11 protein-coding genes are annotated in these 15,173 nt (G+C 54.4%); 3 read left to right on the forward strand and 8 right to left on the reverse strand.

The annotated features are described in order from the left end of the window. Positions 1 to 236 precede the first annotated feature (236 nt). Positions 237 to 1,115 (reverse strand): LysR family transcriptional regulator, encoded by an 879-nt coding sequence (locus AC2FLA_RS17615; RefSeq protein ID WP_496723963.1) that lies wholly within the window; start codon positions 1,113 to 1,115, stop codon positions 237 to 239. Between the two features lie 138 nt (positions 1,116 to 1,253). Here AC2FLA_RS17615 and AC2FLA_RS17620 point away from each other — a divergent pair, with 138 nt between their 5' ends. Both AC2FLA_RS17620 and AC2FLA_RS17625 read left to right on the forward strand, forming a co-directional pair. Beyond that, positions 1,254 to 2,108 carry a DMT family transporter gene (locus tag AC2FLA_RS17620; RefSeq protein WP_496724064.1) on the forward strand — a complete coding sequence of 285 codons (855 nt, stop codon included), beginning with the start codon at positions 1,254 to 1,256 and terminating at the stop codon, positions 2,106 to 2,108. 348 nt (positions 2,109 to 2,456) lie between these two features. Continuing rightward, positions 2,457 to 4,991: a cation:proton antiporter gene (locus AC2FLA_RS17625; RefSeq protein ID WP_496723965.1), complete on the forward strand. Its 2,535-nt coding sequence runs from the start codon at positions 2,457 to 2,459 to the stop codon at positions 4,989 to 4,991. A gap of 772 nt (positions 4,992 to 5,763) precedes the next feature. Here AC2FLA_RS17625 and AC2FLA_RS17630 read toward each other — a convergent pair. From AC2FLA_RS17630 to AC2FLA_RS17655, 6 genes are all read right to left on the reverse strand, one after another. Continuing rightward, the gene (locus tag AC2FLA_RS17630; RefSeq protein ID WP_496723967.1) at positions 5,764 to 6,780 is read right to left on the reverse strand and encodes a D-cysteine desulfhydrase family protein; all 1,017 of its coding nucleotides are present in this window, start codon (positions 6,778 to 6,780) and stop codon (positions 5,764 to 5,766) included. 16 nt (positions 6,781 to 6,796) lie between these two features. Beyond that, a complete protein-coding gene (locus AC2FLA_RS17635; RefSeq protein WP_496724066.1) occupies positions 6,797 to 7,501 on the reverse strand; it encodes a TSUP family transporter in 705 nt (234 codons plus the stop codon). A 126-nt stretch (positions 7,502 to 7,627) separates the two neighbouring features. Further along, entirely contained in the window at positions 7,628 to 8,377 is a 750-nt protein-coding gene (locus tag AC2FLA_RS17640) for an aspartate/glutamate racemase family protein (RefSeq protein ID WP_496723969.1), read from the reverse strand. Between the two features lie 22 nt (positions 8,378 to 8,399). After that, positions 8,400 to 9,638 carry an NAD(P)/FAD-dependent oxidoreductase gene (locus AC2FLA_RS17645; RefSeq protein WP_496723971.1) on the reverse strand — a complete coding sequence of 413 codons (1,239 nt, stop codon included), beginning with the start codon at positions 9,636 to 9,638 and terminating at the stop codon, positions 8,400 to 8,402. Between the two features lie 4 nt (positions 9,639 to 9,642). After that, complete coding sequence (locus AC2FLA_RS17650) at positions 9,643 to 11,856, reverse strand: TRAP transporter permease (protein WP_496723973.1); 2,214 nt, start codon at positions 11,854 to 11,856, stop codon at positions 9,643 to 9,645. An 81-nt stretch (positions 11,857 to 11,937) separates the two neighbouring features. Next, complete coding sequence (locus tag AC2FLA_RS17655; RefSeq protein WP_282170278.1) at positions 11,938 to 12,945, reverse strand: TAXI family TRAP transporter solute-binding subunit; 1,008 nt, start codon at positions 12,943 to 12,945, stop codon at positions 11,938 to 11,940. Between the two features lie 117 nt (positions 12,946 to 13,062). Between AC2FLA_RS17655 and AC2FLA_RS17660 the strand changes: the two genes are divergently transcribed. Further along, the gene (locus AC2FLA_RS17660; RefSeq protein ID WP_496723975.1) at positions 13,063 to 14,052 is read left to right on the forward strand and encodes a LysR family transcriptional regulator; all 990 of its coding nucleotides are present in this window, start codon (positions 13,063 to 13,065) and stop codon (positions 14,050 to 14,052) included. Between the two features lie 73 nt (positions 14,053 to 14,125). On the opposite strand, the gene AC2FLA_RS17665 is transcribed toward AC2FLA_RS17660, so the two are convergent. Then, entirely contained in the window at positions 14,126 to 14,995 is an 870-nt protein-coding gene (locus tag AC2FLA_RS17665) for an EamA family transporter (protein ID WP_496723977.1), read from the reverse strand. Positions 14,996 to 15,173 lie beyond the last annotated feature (178 nt).

Here is a 15,173-nt window from a genome sequence, read left to right on the forward strand (position 1 = left end):
GATCAGACATGGTCACCGCTCGATTTTCGAACCGTGAATCACGCAGCCAAGCGGAAATCAATGGGTCCTGACCCTAGAACAACTGCTCGTTCCAAAAATCTACTGGGACAAAGGGCTCATTGCAACATTCGAAGTCAACAATAAGGAGGGTAATGATTTCACGAAGTGCTTTCTGATATCCATTTCGAACTTAAAAGTACAAATCGGTATGTCGCCACTTTCCCTTGCACACGTCGTCAAAGATCGTCTCTACTTTCTTTTACGACCTCAACAAAAGCGACCGCCGCAGGGGATGGTGTTGCGTGCGGATGCATCGCAAGACCAATTTTTCGTGTCCTGACTGAATTAAGCGGTTTGCTGACCCAGCCCTCTTTACCGTTCGTTGGCGGCAAGGCCATCTCGGCCACGACCGAGACGCCTTGATTGCGTTCCACCATGGTCAAAGTACTTAGCATCTGCGATGTCCGATACCGAACACTTGGGCTAAGACGGGACTGTGTGAACAGACGGCGAATGATCCGCGCAGAACCAGATTCCGGCATGATGAATGGCATTTCGCACAGCTGCTCCAATCGGATTGAGGATTGCCTGGCCAAAGTACTGTCAGCAGCAACCAAGGCAACAAACTGGTCCTGTGCGACAGGCCAGGTCCGGAAGCGCTCATCTGGTAACACGACAAAACCTAGATCAATGCGCCGGTCTTCGATCCAGCGGATAATCTCATCGTCCGCGGCTTCTTCAATCAGCACTTCGATACCAGGATGGGCTGCGTGAAATGCTTCGAGAAGGCGTGGAAGGATCTGCAGCGATGACGTCGCACCAAAAGACCCGATCCGCAGTCTGCCGGTCTGCACGCCACGATATTCCGACGCCTCCTGATGCATAGCATTGGCCAGCCCAAGAATTTCACGTGCGCGGGATAGAAGTCGTTCGCCCAACGGCGTCAGTTCGATTGGCGATACCGTGCGATCAAAGAGCGTGACGCCAAGCTCATCCTCGAGACTCTTTAAGGCATGAGACACTGCAGGCTGGCTGATCCCAAGGCGCAATGCAGCAGCCGTAAACCCGCGCGTTTCGGCAAGATTGGCGAAAATTTCAAGTTGACCAAAAGTCATAAGTAAATACTCATTTGACTATAACACAGTATAACTGAAACTCGACATGGGCAATCCCATGTTTTAGGTGCTTCCATGTCCCCTGCCCTGTCATATTCCACAGCGTCGCAGAACGCTTTGCTTTACGCCCGGCTCTCAATGGTAGCATTCCTGTGGGGCGGTACATTTGTTGCCGGTCGCATGGTTTCGAGTGAAATGTCCCCGCTAGTCGCGGCAACCGCTCGATTTGGCCTGGCGTCGCTGGTATTGCTTTATCTTGTGTGGAAAACGGAAGGTGGTTTGCCCCGCCTCACTTGGCGGCAGTGCGTGTTGATGGCGCTTCTCGGACTGTCCGGCGTCTGCCTTTACAACCTGTTCTTCTTTGCCGCTCTGGCTGAGATGCCAGCTTCGCGAACAGCACTGTTTGTTGCCTTCAATCCGATAGCCGTGGCTTTGGCCTGCGGGTTGATCGCGCGGCGGCTCCTACCGATTGGGCAAGTTGCCGGGATTTGTGTGGCATTAGCCGGGGCCGTGATCGTGATTAGCAGGGGGGACGTTGCGGGGCTGCTGTCTGACGTCCGGAATAATTTTGGGCGGGGAGAACTGTTCATGCTGGCTGCGGTGGGCAGTTGGGTGGGATATACGCTACTTGGACGCAAAGCACTTGGAAGCATTTCGCCACTGGCGGCAACCACCTGGGCTGCACTAATTGGGTTTTTACTTCTGGCATTGGGGTTGTCGCTGGCCGGTCCCGTGCAACTGCCGCAATTGCCCACGTTCACTTGCACTATGGCCATCATCTATCTGGCCATTGGTGGAACAGTCGTGCCATTTGTTTGGTACTATCGGGGGGTACACTCGCTAGGGCCTGAGCGTGCGGCAGTATTCACCAATCTCGTCCCCGTCTTCGGGGTGGTCCTTGGGGCTGCTATCTTGCGCGAACCGGTTGAGGTTGCCATGCTGGTGGGCGGCGCGCTGGTGATTGCCGGAGTTTCACTCACTAACCGAGGATGATGTCAAATGCCAAGAAACAGTCGGTTAGACAGGTTATTGTAGGTCGATTGCCGGCTTTCGCTGCGGACCCCAACGTGTTCAAAATCCCCGACGATGAAGATAGGCCAGTGCTGAGCCGACCTCGGATGCGATACAGCAACTCGCGTCCACTGATACAATGCCCAAGCCAGAACGGCCCCAGACCCGCCGTTCACTCAACGCGCTGGTGTCACACTGCGGCCCGTCATTCCTGACATACGCTGTAACGGCTCAGACTGGACGAGCAAAAGTTCACACATTGTTTCCACGTGGTCGATCCGGCTTTAAGAGTGGATTCCACTTACTCGTGTTCTCAGGTAATACGTAACTATGGATATCGTCGTCATTACGACCATCATCACTTCTCTTTTTGTTGTCATCGGCGTGGCGGAACCGCTGGCCGCGCGAATGCGCCTGCCTTACAGCGTTATCCTCGCCGTGCTGGGGATAGTGATCGGGCTTGGCGCGACGTTCTTTCTCGACACAGACCTGACGGATGCATTGAACCCGGGGGCGCAGGCGATCATAGATCTACCGATCCGGTCAGACGTCTTCCTCTATGTTTTCCTGCCCACGCTGCTCTTTCAGGCGACACTCGGCATGAACCTGCGCAGGATGCTGGATGACTGGATGCCCATCCTGATGATGGCCGTTGTGGCAGTGATTGTCGCAACCCTCTCCATTGGCTATGCGCTCAGTTGGGCAAGTGCGCTGCCGTTGGCCGCGTGTCTGTTGATCGGTGCTATTGTATCGACAACTGATCCCTCAGCGGTTGTCAGCATTTTCCGGTCGATTTCGGCACCGCGCAGGCTGTCGCGAATAATCGAGGGCGAAAGCCTTCTTAACGATGCTGCTGCGATTGCTCTTTTCGGGCTATTCATGAGCTTTGTCATGCTCGGGAGACCCAATCCACTGCTAAGTGAAGCCGTGGGGCAATTTCCGCTTTTGATCGCAGGTGGAGTTCTCACCGGTTGGCTCATGGCCCGCACGGCGGTTTGGCTGATGGCTTTCGTAGGCCGCTGGGAAATGGCGCAGATTTCAATATCCGTGTCTCTACCGTATCTCGCCTATATCGTTGCAGAACAAAGCGTCGGGGCTTCGGGTGTCATCGCGGTGGTGGCTGCAGGTCTTACGCTCAACCTCACAGGCCCCGGTCGTCTGTCACCGGCCACCTGGACAAATCTGCAAGAAGTTTGGGACCTTCTGGCACATTGGGCCGGCGCGCTGATCTTTATTCTTGCAGCATTGCTGATACCACGATTGCTGGAAGAGGTGCGGCCGTCCGACTTTGGCCTGCTGGTTGTGGTGGTTCTGGCCGCCATGTTCGCACGGGCGGCAATTCTGTTCGGGTTGCTGCCATTGCTTACGGCAATCGGTCTGTCACCTGCTGTCGAACGCCCCTATCGCACCGCAATACTTTGGGGTGGGCTGCGTGGTGCCGTGACGCTGGCTCTGGCTCTGGCAGTCACCGAAAGCACGCATATCCCGCTTGAGACCAAGCGCCTGGTCGGCATCCTGGCCACTGGCTTTACCCTGTTTACACTGATTGTTCAGGGTACAACCTTGCGCATGGTGATCACAAAACTGGGGCTCGACAGGCTTTCTCCGCTTGATACCGCCCTGTCGCGTCAGGTGGTCGCCGTCGCCTTGCAATCGGTTCGCGAGGACGTGTCCCGCACAGCAGAAAACTATAACCTGACGCACGATATCGTCAGGAACGAAGCCAAACAGTTTAGTGAACGCCTGGACGAGGCCGTAAAGGCCGCCGAAGACAGTGCGCAAATCCTGGATCGTGACCGGGTCACGCTTGGTCTTATTGCGCTGGCCGGTGCAGAGCGGGACTCTGTATTGGCCAGGATGCGGGAACGCACCATGTCATCGGTTCTGAGTGAAAAGATTCTGTCCGATGCCGATCGGCTCATTGAAGGCGCACGGACTGGCGGGCGGATCGGCTATCAGCGCGCATCAAATCGGTCGGTCGTTTACGGCAGATCTTTTCGGATCGCCGTGTTTCTGCACAACCGGCTTCGAATTTCGTTCCCACTCACGCGTATCACAACGGATAGGTTCGAAAGATTGCTCATGCAACGTCTGATCCTGCAGGACCTCGATGGGTTCGTCCGCGGCCGCATCCGCCGGATCCATGGCCGCCGGGTTGCGGAATTGCTGGATGAAGTGTTGGCGCGTCGATCCGAGGCGGTTGAGACGGCGCTTGATGGTCTGAGACTGCAATTTCCCGGTTACGCCGAAAAGTTAGAGCGACGATTCATCCAGCGAACCGCGCTGCGCCTTGAAGAACGTGAATATGCGGTCATGCGCGAAGACGGCCTTGTGGGCGAAGAACTCTATTCCGTGTTGATGCAGGAAGTGGCGACGCGACGTACGTTATCTGAAGGACGTCCAAAGTTGGACATCACTCTTAAAGGACGGGATCTGGTTCGGCAGTTCCCACTGTTTTCCGATCTCGACAAGTCTTCGCTTAGGAAACTCAGCCGGGCGCTGCGTACTCGATATGCCAACGCGGGTGATACCATCATTTCCAAAGACGAATTCGCCCAGAGTGTATTCTTCATTGCTTCCGGAGCTGTTGAAGTGGAACTCGGCCGGCACACCTCGCGGCTGGGTCGTGGTGAAATGTTCGGGCAATTGGCCATGTTATTGAAACGGCCCCGTCGCGTAAACGTGCGGGCATTGGCACCGTCGACGCTGCTTATGCTCGACGAAGCAAGTTTCCGGCGCTTGCTGCGGCGAAGCAAGGCCATGCGAAACTCTGTCAAGATGAGCGCTGACAAGCGCATGATCGACCCCGCGGTGTTGGATCTGGATGAGGCCGAGGTATCCCCTGGAAAAGGGACCAAATCTTGAGAGGCTCTCAATTGGAAAGGAGCCGCGAAATCAAAAGTGCTGGTTCACGGACACCAATCGGGTTCTGTTTTGTTGAATGTCTACTCCTGTCAAAGGTTTGTTCACTCAAAAAAAATCACTACCTTCGACATCTCGGACAATAGCTCCAGTTTCCGACCTCGAATTTTATAGCGACAGTCAAGACGTGCAGCTGTATGAGACGGCGGGGTAAGCGATCTGCGACATATCACGGTCCAAAGCGAACATTCCATTGGACTTCTATGTCCTGCAGCCCGGAGCCTTAAGGTTGCCGTTCGTAGCAGTCGAGCGTTTACGATTGCCATAGAAGTCCAGTGGGCGGGCAAAACGTCATTCAATTTCAGCTAAATTTACGGCCGCTTACTGGTCAGTTAGTACTATCGGGTGGGCGATAGAAATTGCACGCCCAACAAACGGCTCAGATCAGACGCGTATAACAGTGGGCTCGCTGCCGACTTTCTCTGCAGTGAGCCTGAACAAGCCATTTGAGGCCATTCCGGACCTCCGTCTCTATGTTTGGCTTTGCTCCGGCAGAAAGCCGCGAACCGCACATTTCGGACAGTCAAAGTCAGATTGCAAATGAAAGATGAACGGGACAATACTGCCGTTCCCAGCGTAGAACTCAGTTGCAACTCGCGAACCGAACGCTGACCTTGCGTGTTCGCAAATCGAGCCGGAACGGGCTAAAAAATTCGTTTGGGTACCAAAGGTACAGCCAAGTAGGATCCTGATCCGGATTTGTGCTTTGAGCAACTCAAGCCGGGTTGCCTACTAGCTCTTTTTGATATCCGAAAAGTGCGGGCAACCCGCCCGTGTGCAGTAAAACGACTTTCTCACTTGGTTTTATCTTTCCACGTTCGATCAGGTCCAGCAAACCGGCGAACGTTTTAGCAGAATAGACCGGGTCTAGAAAAACCCCTTCGGTTCGGGCCATTTTCTCCGTTGCAGTGCGTGTTTTGGCATTCACTTTGCCATAGCCTGGCGGCAAGGCTTCATCCCAAACATCAATCCTGTCCTGTAGAAAACCTGCTTCGATTTCCAGCAAGTCCGCAAGATTCTGCAGAACGGTTTTCATTCGAGCCTTTTGCTTTTCGCGATCCCGGCGCACGCAAATACCAAACACTGATGCGGTGCTTTCTTCTAACGCCAGACCGGTCAGCAGTCCGCCATGTGTGGCACCGCTACCCGAGGGGACGACGACCGCGTCGAAATCCGGCATCTGCTGATACAATTCCTGTCCGGCCACGACGTAGCCCAAGGCACCCAAGGGCGGATGGCCCAGCCCCAGATGAATAACGTACGGTTTGTGACCTTTGGCTTTCAATTCAACTGCGCGCGCATGCAGCGCTGCGTCGGCTCCCGCTTCGTCTTCACCTTCAGGGTAACCCATATGCTCGGCACCAAGGATTTGTGCCAGCAGCACATTCCCGGACGAATAGTACTCCGCCCCCATGTTAGGGACACGCTCTTCCAACTGAAGCACGGATTGCATGCCCAGTTTGGCTGCCGCAGCGGCCGCAGACCGAACGAAATTGGATTGGACAGCACCGGTGATCAGAATGGTATCAGCACCTTGTTGACGCGCATCTCCGAGATAGAATTCAAGCTGCCGTGTTTTGTTGCCACCAAAACTAAGCCCAGTCAGATCATCACGTTTCAGCCAAAGGTCGATATCCAGTTCTGCCGACAAGTTGTCCAAACGCTCCAAAGGGGTTGGACCCGACATAAGTTTGGCACGTGGAAACCTGTGCAGATTGTTATTTCGTGTCATCTTGTGACCTTTAAGGTTAAGCCATTGAAAAAGCCCGATGGAACAGAACGCAGCAGGCAATCAAGGATACCACGCGGATCACTGCGATGACGATCGGCTGTGGCAAATAAGGGCCTGCTGCACGACCAATTATGCTGCCGATCAGAGTGATCGCAACGAACCCTATTAACTGCGGTTCATATGAGATTGCTTGGGCTTCGGACAAATTGTGCAACAAGAAAGCTATGCCATATGCCACCAGCGCTATGGGTTGAACCAGTTTCGCTACTTCTTTGGCGGAACGGCCTTTAGCTATCAAACCAAACACCATAAGAGGGCCCGGTGTCGCCGCCCAAACAGTCGCAAGCCCAGACAGTCCTGTAACGACTGAAAACCCAGCGTTGCCAATGGGTCCCCGCAAGGGGAGCAACGTCGTAGTCAACCCGATCAGCAATAGACACGCCGTCAGGGCAAGAACAAAAGCTTCGCTCAAAAAGGGATACACAACAAGGCCGGCGGCAACTCCGACACAGCAACCAATGACCGCGGTGCGGATTAGTTGATGGTTGTTTTTTAGAACATGCCGGTCCGTCGCTACCACTGATACAAACGTGTTCAGCAAAAGCAAAACGGGAACCGCTGTCGACGTGCCAAGCAAAATCATCATGGGCGGTCCCGCGATGATGCTGAACCCGATACCAACTCCGACTTGTAGCATTGCACCAAGGCAGATGGCAATCATCAGGATGGACAGGTCAACGGACACTCAAAACTCCTATGGACCAAAACAATGTCGCAAGGCCTCAGATATTCCGAGGTCCCCGCCAGCGTCCATTCTTTTTCTCTTTCAGTGACCGCTTTGGTACGGTCAGCGCTGCCACGGCATCAGTCCCGAGTATTGCGCCCGGGTCGTCACAGCGTGCGCCATTTGCGCCAGTGTGGTCAGCTCAAAAACAGGAAGCTGCAGTTCTTCCTGAAGCCGCGATGCGTAAGGCGGCAGGTCCGTGCATTCCAAAACCAACGAGCGAATGTCAGGAGCTTCAAGAACCAGAGTACGGGCCGCATCCAAGACCTCGGTTTCGATCAGGTCCGTATCCATACGGGTCCGTGTGTTCCGCAAGATCACTTCGGCGAATTCTGTGGTATCTTCCAATCCCTTCACGGCCACAGGAACACCTGATGCACCAACACCTTCGAAATGCCGGGCCGTCAATGCGGATGCATCCGCAGTTAGCACACCCACTGGCGCGTTGGCACCGGTCATGTGAAAGGCCAGCGGCACCTGGATCAGGCTGGAGGCAAAGACAGGCACTGAAACCGCAGCTGCTAATTCTTTTTGAAACAAGGCTAGAAAGCCGCAACTGCCTGTGATGGCTCGCACGCCTTCAGCCTCAAGCCGCTTGGCGCCTTCGATGAACGGTGCCAGTAACTCGGGCGAAGGGTTGTTCAGCAAGGTCGGGACCGTCACACCGTCGATCATCTCATACAAAACCGGAAATGGCAGGCTGGAAGGGTTTTTGATATGGCCCGGTGGTTTTGGAAAATAGCTTTCAAGGCACAGAACACCAATTGACGCCCCGCAGATGTTCTGACCACCGTTGTATATTGGCATAATCATCGGATCCTTCTGATTTGAAACTTTAGAACCGGGCCAGAGAAAACGGGGCCAGATCGATGTTTGGGCTGCGACCGGACACAAGATCGGCCACAAGCTCGCCGGTCTTTGGGGCCATCATCAGCCCATAATGAGAATGCCCGAACGCGGTATAGAGCCCTTCCCGCCCGTTAACTGGTCCGATCGCCGGCAAACTGTCCGGAAAGGACGGACGTCGACCCATCCAAAATTGTGCCTCGCCTGTATTGAGGCCTGGCACCATGGCCTTGGCTTGTTCGGTCAGGATTTTTTTCTTGCGAGGATCAGCGGGCGCGTCGACGCTACCAAATTCAGCCGTGCCAGCGACTCTCAGACCGTCCTGCATCGAACTTGCGACCACCTTTGCGTCTACATCCATGACCGAATTGTTCAATTGGGCCGAGGGCTTAGGGAATTCGACATGGTAGCCCCGCTCGGCCACAAGCGGCACAGGCATCCCCAGTGGTTTCAGCAGGTTGGCGGACCACACACCTGCCGCGAGGATGATGTTGGCAGCGCGCATCGTGCCATGCGAGGTTATAATCTGCCAACGACCATCTTCAGCCGATGTCAGCCTGGAGACTTCGGTTTTTACTATTTCAGCGCCTTGCGAGCGCGCTTTTTCAGCCAGAACTGCGCCAACACGTCCTGGTGAGGTTACTCGTGCCTGACCTTTTATCACGATTGCGGCTTTGAATTCCTCTGACAGTGCAGGTTCCAGGCCGCGCAACTCGGCACCATCGACAAGCTCCAGATCGCCTCCTTTTTCCTGGCGGATCAGATATCCAAGCCCATTCAGATCAGCCTGCTTCCGTTGGCGAAAAGCGTGAATATAGTAGCTGTCAGTGATCAGGTTTTCGTGCCCGGTGCCTTGAAGATGACGACGATACAGGTCGATAGAAGGGCGGCACAAAAGCTCCATCGCGTCCGAGATTTCACGCACTGATCTTTCGCCAGAGTTTCCCAAAAACCGCAGCCCCCAGGGGATCATTTTTGGCCAGAAACTGGTTCTGACCGAAAGCGCGCTTTTGGGGTCCAGTAGCATCTGTGGCAGTGATTTCCATATGCCCGGCATCGCTTGCGGAATGATTGACCACGGTGAAACTACGCCCGCATTCCCGAATGAGGTTTCTTGCCCTGGCTCACCTCGATCGATCAGTCGAACTGGAATACCCCGTTCCTGAAACGACAACGCGCAACAAATGCCGACGATCCCTGCGCCGATGATGGTGACTTGTTCGGTCATCTTTTCAGGCCGGAGTATGACTGCGGTTGCGCGCGATCAGTTGGGTGATGATCACCGGTGACGCCACGGCCAACGCGATCAGATCAGCAGTCAGGCTGGGCGCGACAAAGATAATCCCAGCGATGGCCAACAAAATGCGCGATGCGATATTCAGCGGACTCAACCAATACCCAACCACAGCCGCCGACAGGGCAATAACCCCAGCGATGCAACTGGTCGCGGTATAGGTGAACTCCCACAGGTTAAACCCGGTTGAGGACACAAATAGCAGCACCGGCGCATAGACAAAGGCCATAGGCGCGATCACTTTGCCCAATCCAAGGGTGAAAGCAGAAAGACCAGTTCGGAACGGGTTTGAGTTCGCAATGGCAGCCGCGGCATAGGCTGAAGTACAGACCGGCGGTGTAATCTCGGACACCACGCCGTAGTAGAGCACGAAAAGGTGGCTGGCGATGGGTGGAACGCCCAGTTGTGCCAGCGCAGGCTGCGCCACTGACACCAGCATGATGTACAGCGCGGTGGTCGGAATGCCGGCGCCCATCAGGATACAGACGACGGCGATGAACACCAATGAGATGAACAATTGTAAGTCTTCCATCGCAAAGAACTGGAAGCTGCCGAACGAGATCATGTTGTACAGATCCGATGCCAGGTTGCCTGCGCCTTGCGTAACCATGAAACCGATGCGGAAACCGATGCCAGTGGTGTTGATCACGCCTACCACGATACCAACCGCAGCTGCGGCGGCGCCCACGGCCAGCGAGTATTTCACACCCAATTCTACCGCCTGTAGCATCTCGGGCACTTCGATGCGTTTCTGAGGGTTCATTGTTGCGACCGCCGTCAATCCGCACAGGATTGTTGTCATGGTCAGGTCAAAGCCGCCGTCTGAGAATTTCCACAGTACAAAGCTGAGGAACGCTGCCGCATAGATCAGCGTCGGAGGTTGCCTCAATCGAGACATGCCCGCGATTACCGCAAGTGATATGCCGCAGAAGGCCGACATGAAGGGCGTGTAACCCGTGAACAGAACGACGAGCAGGCCGATCAGGGGCACTATGTTGGCCCAACCTTCGGCCCAGACGGCTTTGAGCTGCGGCAGTTGGTCTTTGGTCAGACCTTTGAGATTCAGCTTGCGTGCCATCAAATGCACGACGGCGAATACACCGACATAGTGCAGTAGTGCTGGGAAGATCGCAGCAATCACGATGGTGGTGTAGGGAACCTCGAGGAACTCGGCCATAATAAAGGCAGCGGCCCCCATAATCGGCGGGGTGATCTGGCCACCCGCCGAAGATGCAGCCTCGACCCCGCCCGCAAAATGGCCGGGGTATCCAAGGCGCTTCATGTTGGGAATTGTCAGCGCGCCGGTCGAAACGGTGTTGGCCACCGAAGAACCCGAGATCGTGCCGAAGAAGGCCGAGGATACCACCGACACTTTTGCCGGACCGCCAGTATAGCGGCCCGCCAAAATGGTGGCGTTATCGATGAAAAGTTGCCCCAACCCGGTGCGTTGCGCGATCACGCCGAACAACACGAAATGGAAGACGATCGTCGAAACGACCCACAACGTGACGCCATAGATACCCTCTTGCGGGAAATACATCGACGATACGAAGGTTTTGAAGTTCACGCCGGGGTGCTGTAGCAAGCCGGGGAAATAGGGGCCTAGCAGCGCATACGAGATAAACACACAGATAATCAGTGGCAGCACCCAGCCTAACGTGCGGCGCGCGATATCGAGCACCAGCAGGATAATTATGACGCCCAGTACTACGTCATAGTTATTAGGGTTGCCCATGCGGAACGTCTGTTCCTCAATCCCAAGAAACGGAATGCCACGCCAGGCGACGCCCACATACAGCGCCGCGATGATCCCAAGGGCCATGAAGACCAGATCGTAAAGAGGGATGTTGCCGATCCGGAACCTGCTGACCTTTAGCGCGTAAAGGCTTTTGGCCCCGATAATCGGGATTGTCGCGTAGACCAGGATGAACAGCAGAGCCAGATAGATGCCCATGTGCCAGTGATCGGCCGGCAGGCCAAAACCGGCCGTGAAGAATTCGTAAAACGCAAAGATCAGGGCCACAACGCGCAGGACCTTGCCAGTTGTCGGCGTAACCTGCCGGACGGCGGCACCCTCGTCGAACTGTTCTTCGATAGCCGCTAATTCTTCGGCTGTGAGTTCGTGGTCATCAAGATTTTGAGTCGTGGACATGATGGCCCCCTGATTTCGCGCATTTCGAGTGTGCGGTGCCCCAAATAGGGGCACCGGACGATGAGTTGAGATGAGAACGGGTTACTGAAGAAGTCCGGCTTCTTTGTAGAACTTCTCAGCACCCGGATGCAGCGGAACGCCCAGTGCTTCGACACCATCCAAAGCAGTATCAGGGGTGATCTGCTTGCCCTTAGCATGACCGTTATCCAGTAGCTTGCGGGTATTGTCGTTCCACATCGCCTTGGTCAGCTCATAGACCAGATCGTCAGACAGGTCTGACGACACAACCAGCATCGCGCTGACCGCAGGGGTCTTGGTTTCGCCGTCGATGCCTTCATACACGCCACCTGGAATGGCTGAGGGGATATAGGCCGGAATGATCTCGTTGATCTTGCCCAGATCTTCGTCGGAGAAGGAGTGCAGGTTCATACCTTTGGTCGAAGACAGCTGCACCATCGCAGCAACCGGCCAGCCTGCGGCATAGAAATAGGCATCAAGCTGACCATCGGCCAGACGTTCGGCGCTCTGACTGTTGTTCAGCTCGGCCTCATCCATGTTGTCACGGTTGACGCCCCAAGCATCCAGCATCTGCAAAACGGCAACCTGCGTGCCGGAACCAGCCTGAGCAATACCGACACGCTTGCCTTCCAGGTCACTCAGATCGTTAATCGTCGAGCCGGCCGGAAGCACCAGATGCAGGTCTTCTGGGAACAGATTGGCCACGATGCGCAGTTTGGGATGAGGTTTGCCTTCGAACTTACCTTCACCCAAATACATCGAACGGGTGACGTCGGCCGCAGCCAGCCCGGCCTCAAGTTCTCCATTCTGCACGGCGGCATTGTTGAAGACCGAAGCGGTGGTGGATTGCGCGATCGCGATCAGGCCCGGAACACCGCACTGGCCGCCTTCTTCACACGGGCGCGATCCCGGAGGGGCGGAGATTCCATTTGCAATGGTGCCACCGATGGGGAAATAGGTTCCGCCAGCGCCACCGGTGCCAATACGGAAGAACGTTGGGTCCTGCGCCAGCGCGGGGGCTGCCATCGCGCCCGCCAATGCAAGACCAGTCAAGCATTTCACAAATTTCATTATCATCTCCCTTGTTGGAATTTCGGTTTTGGTTTTCCCAAACTTCGATCCTGCAAGCGTAGAGACAAACTGCATAAATACAAATTTGTTATATTTCACTAAACTAAAGTTTTGCTTATGTTTAAGATTATGAACCTGACTCAGCTAACCGTATTTCGTGAGGTGATGGAGACCGGCTCCATCTCTCAAACAGCCAAGAAACTGAACCGAACGCAGCCTGCGATCAGCCTTGCGTTGAAAAACCTTGAAAAATCTCTGGGCCTAATGCTGTTCGAACGTAAAGGACGGCGTTTGGCGCCGGTTCCCGAAGCGCATTATCTCCTGGCAGAAACGACAGGCATTCTGGACCGCCTCGCGTCGATCTCCAACACCATGGAAGGGCTCATCAAAGGGCATGCCGGAAGCTTGAATATCGCAACGATGCCTGGTCCATCCGCCTTTTTGTTCCCGCGTTTCATAAGCCAGTCAGTTGGCGAAAACCCCGAAATTCGCATAACACTGTCCACACGCAGCTCGCCACAGATTATGGAGCTTGCGGGAACACAAACCATCGACTTCGGCTTTGCAGACTTTGAGCATTCAACCGGCAAAGAGCCCCAGTATTCCGCCGAGCTTATCCGGGCAGATTGCTTCTGTGCCATTGATCGCGATCATCCACTTTCATCGCGCCAGAGCCTGACCCTATCGGATCTGGGCGGCACTCCAATGGGCGGTTTGCATCCTTCACACCCGTTCCAGCGAAAGATTCGGCAGGATTTTGAGAATGTGGCGGCTGAATACAACCCAACGGTAACATGCCAGTACTTTCTGCCATTAATCCCCTTTGTGAGTTCAGGACAGTGTTGCAGCATCGTTGATCCGCTGACAGTTGCGACTGAACGTGAGCTCAACTTCTCGAATGGCAAAGTGGTTTTCTTACCTTTCACGAAACCGCTCAGATATGAGTATGCCATCCTCGAACCAAACCACCGACCACCGTCCCAACTGGCATTACAGACCAAAGCGGGATGGAAGGCAGAAGTGTTGAGGATGTTGGATGGTGTGAAGGCAAACCCCCTTTCTTTTTGGATAGATGAAGCAGGGACAGAGCATAATAGATCACCATAGATCTTACGACCTGAAAACCAATTTTTTTGTTTTTGGCTATGCAACAGTCTCGGTTGTAGAGATCAAAGACTGATCAATGGCCAACAATCACGGACACGCCAGTCAGAACAAGTCCAGCACCCAGCAACTGAAGTGGCCTTAAGCGCTCGTTCAAAAGCAACCATGCCAGACCCATGGTGATGACCGGAAAGGTAGAAGCCACTACAGCGGTCAAGGTATCATTTGGACTGCCGTTTGTGCCCAAAAGCAAAAACAAAAGCCCGCCCGAATCTAGGGTTCCATGTACCATGAATATCGGCCACCATTTCGTCGAAGGAGGAAATGGTGTTTGTCGCTTCGCGAGGATAAAGAACAAGACTGTAACAAACCCAACAACGCGTCCGAACCACAACACTTGCGAGTCTGCGATTCCGTCAGCAGCTTCCTGAAGAAAGAGGATAGCTGTCCCATAAAACAGGCTTGATACTAGGGATATGCATACCACGATCTGCCATTTGGCTTGGTACTTGGTTTGTCTATCGCTTGAGGAGTGACTTCCGCCGCTCGCTCCCACCAGCGCAACACCGGCTAGCACTCCTATAGCGGCGACCAGTTGTGCAGTAGTCAGGCGTTCGCCTTGTGCTGCGCGAAAGAAAACAATCACCAAGGGATGTGACGCAACTATTGGGGCGACGACGCTTATTTTGCCAATGGACATTGTATAAAAGAACAGTAGCAATGCGAACGCCATCGTGAATCCGTGCAAGCTTGCCAGCAGGATCGACCGGGCTTTTGCCGGTATGAACAGTTCAGAAAACCCACCCTGAAACAGCAAGAATACGCTTAGCACGACAGAACTGACCAGCAACATTCCAAGCAAAGACCGCGCCGCGCCAATACGTGTTGAATTCTGACTGGCTATGAAGTCCGCGACCCCGAGGGACAGCGCGCTGAGACCACCCATTGCGACTGAAATCATTTGTTTTCAACTCTCTATTGGATTGCTCCCGGCGTTTGGTCAACACGTTACAATCGGTTGAGCTTTGACCATGCAATCTTCTGACTGTCAGGTAACATTGGTCTTTTTCAATGTAATCATTTGTAGGGCCTGAGTTTACCAATGTTATTGCTTTGCTACTGTG

It is taken from the genome of Ruegeria sp. CDSA033, assembly GCF_059612305.1.

What these genes read in the sequence shown, in the direction of transcription:
- AC2FLA_RS17615 (WP_496723963.1), bottom strand. Translation starts at nt 1,115, where the DNA reads ATGACTTTTGGTCAACTTGAAATTTTCGCCAATCTTGCCGAAACGCGC.
- AC2FLA_RS17620 (WP_496724064.1), top strand. Translation starts at nt 1,254, where the DNA reads ATGGTAGCATTCCTGTGGGGCGGTACATTTGTTGCCGGTCGCATGGTT.
- AC2FLA_RS17625 (WP_496723965.1), top strand. Translation starts at nt 2,457, where the DNA reads ATGGATATCGTCGTCATTACGACCATCATCACTTCTCTTTTTGTTGTC.
- AC2FLA_RS17630 (WP_496723967.1), bottom strand. Translation starts at nt 6,780, where the DNA reads ATGACACGAAATAACAATCTGCACAGGTTTCCACGTGCCAAACTTATG.
- AC2FLA_RS17635 (WP_496724066.1), bottom strand. Translation starts at nt 7,501, where the DNA reads ATGATTGCCATCTGCCTTGGTGCAATGCTACAAGTCGGAGTTGGTATC.
- AC2FLA_RS17640 (WP_496723969.1), bottom strand. Translation starts at nt 8,377, where the DNA reads ATGATTATGCCAATATACAACGGTGGTCAGAACATCTGCGGGGCGTCA.
- AC2FLA_RS17645 (WP_496723971.1), bottom strand. Translation starts at nt 9,638, where the DNA reads ATGACCGAACAAGTCACCATCATCGGCGCAGGGATCGTCGGCATTTGT.
- AC2FLA_RS17650 (WP_496723973.1), bottom strand. Translation starts at nt 11,856, where the DNA reads ATGTCCACGACTCAAAATCTTGATGACCACGAACTCACAGCCGAAGAA.
- AC2FLA_RS17655 (WP_282170278.1), bottom strand. Translation starts at nt 12,945, where the DNA reads ATGAAATTTGTGAAATGCTTGACTGGTCTTGCATTGGCGGGCGCGATG.
- AC2FLA_RS17660 (WP_496723975.1), top strand. Translation starts at nt 13,063, where the DNA reads ATGTTTAAGATTATGAACCTGACTCAGCTAACCGTATTTCGTGAGGTG.
- AC2FLA_RS17665 (WP_496723977.1), bottom strand. Translation starts at nt 14,995, where the DNA reads ATGGGTGGTCTCAGCGCGCTGTCCCTCGGGGTCGCGGACTTCATAGCC.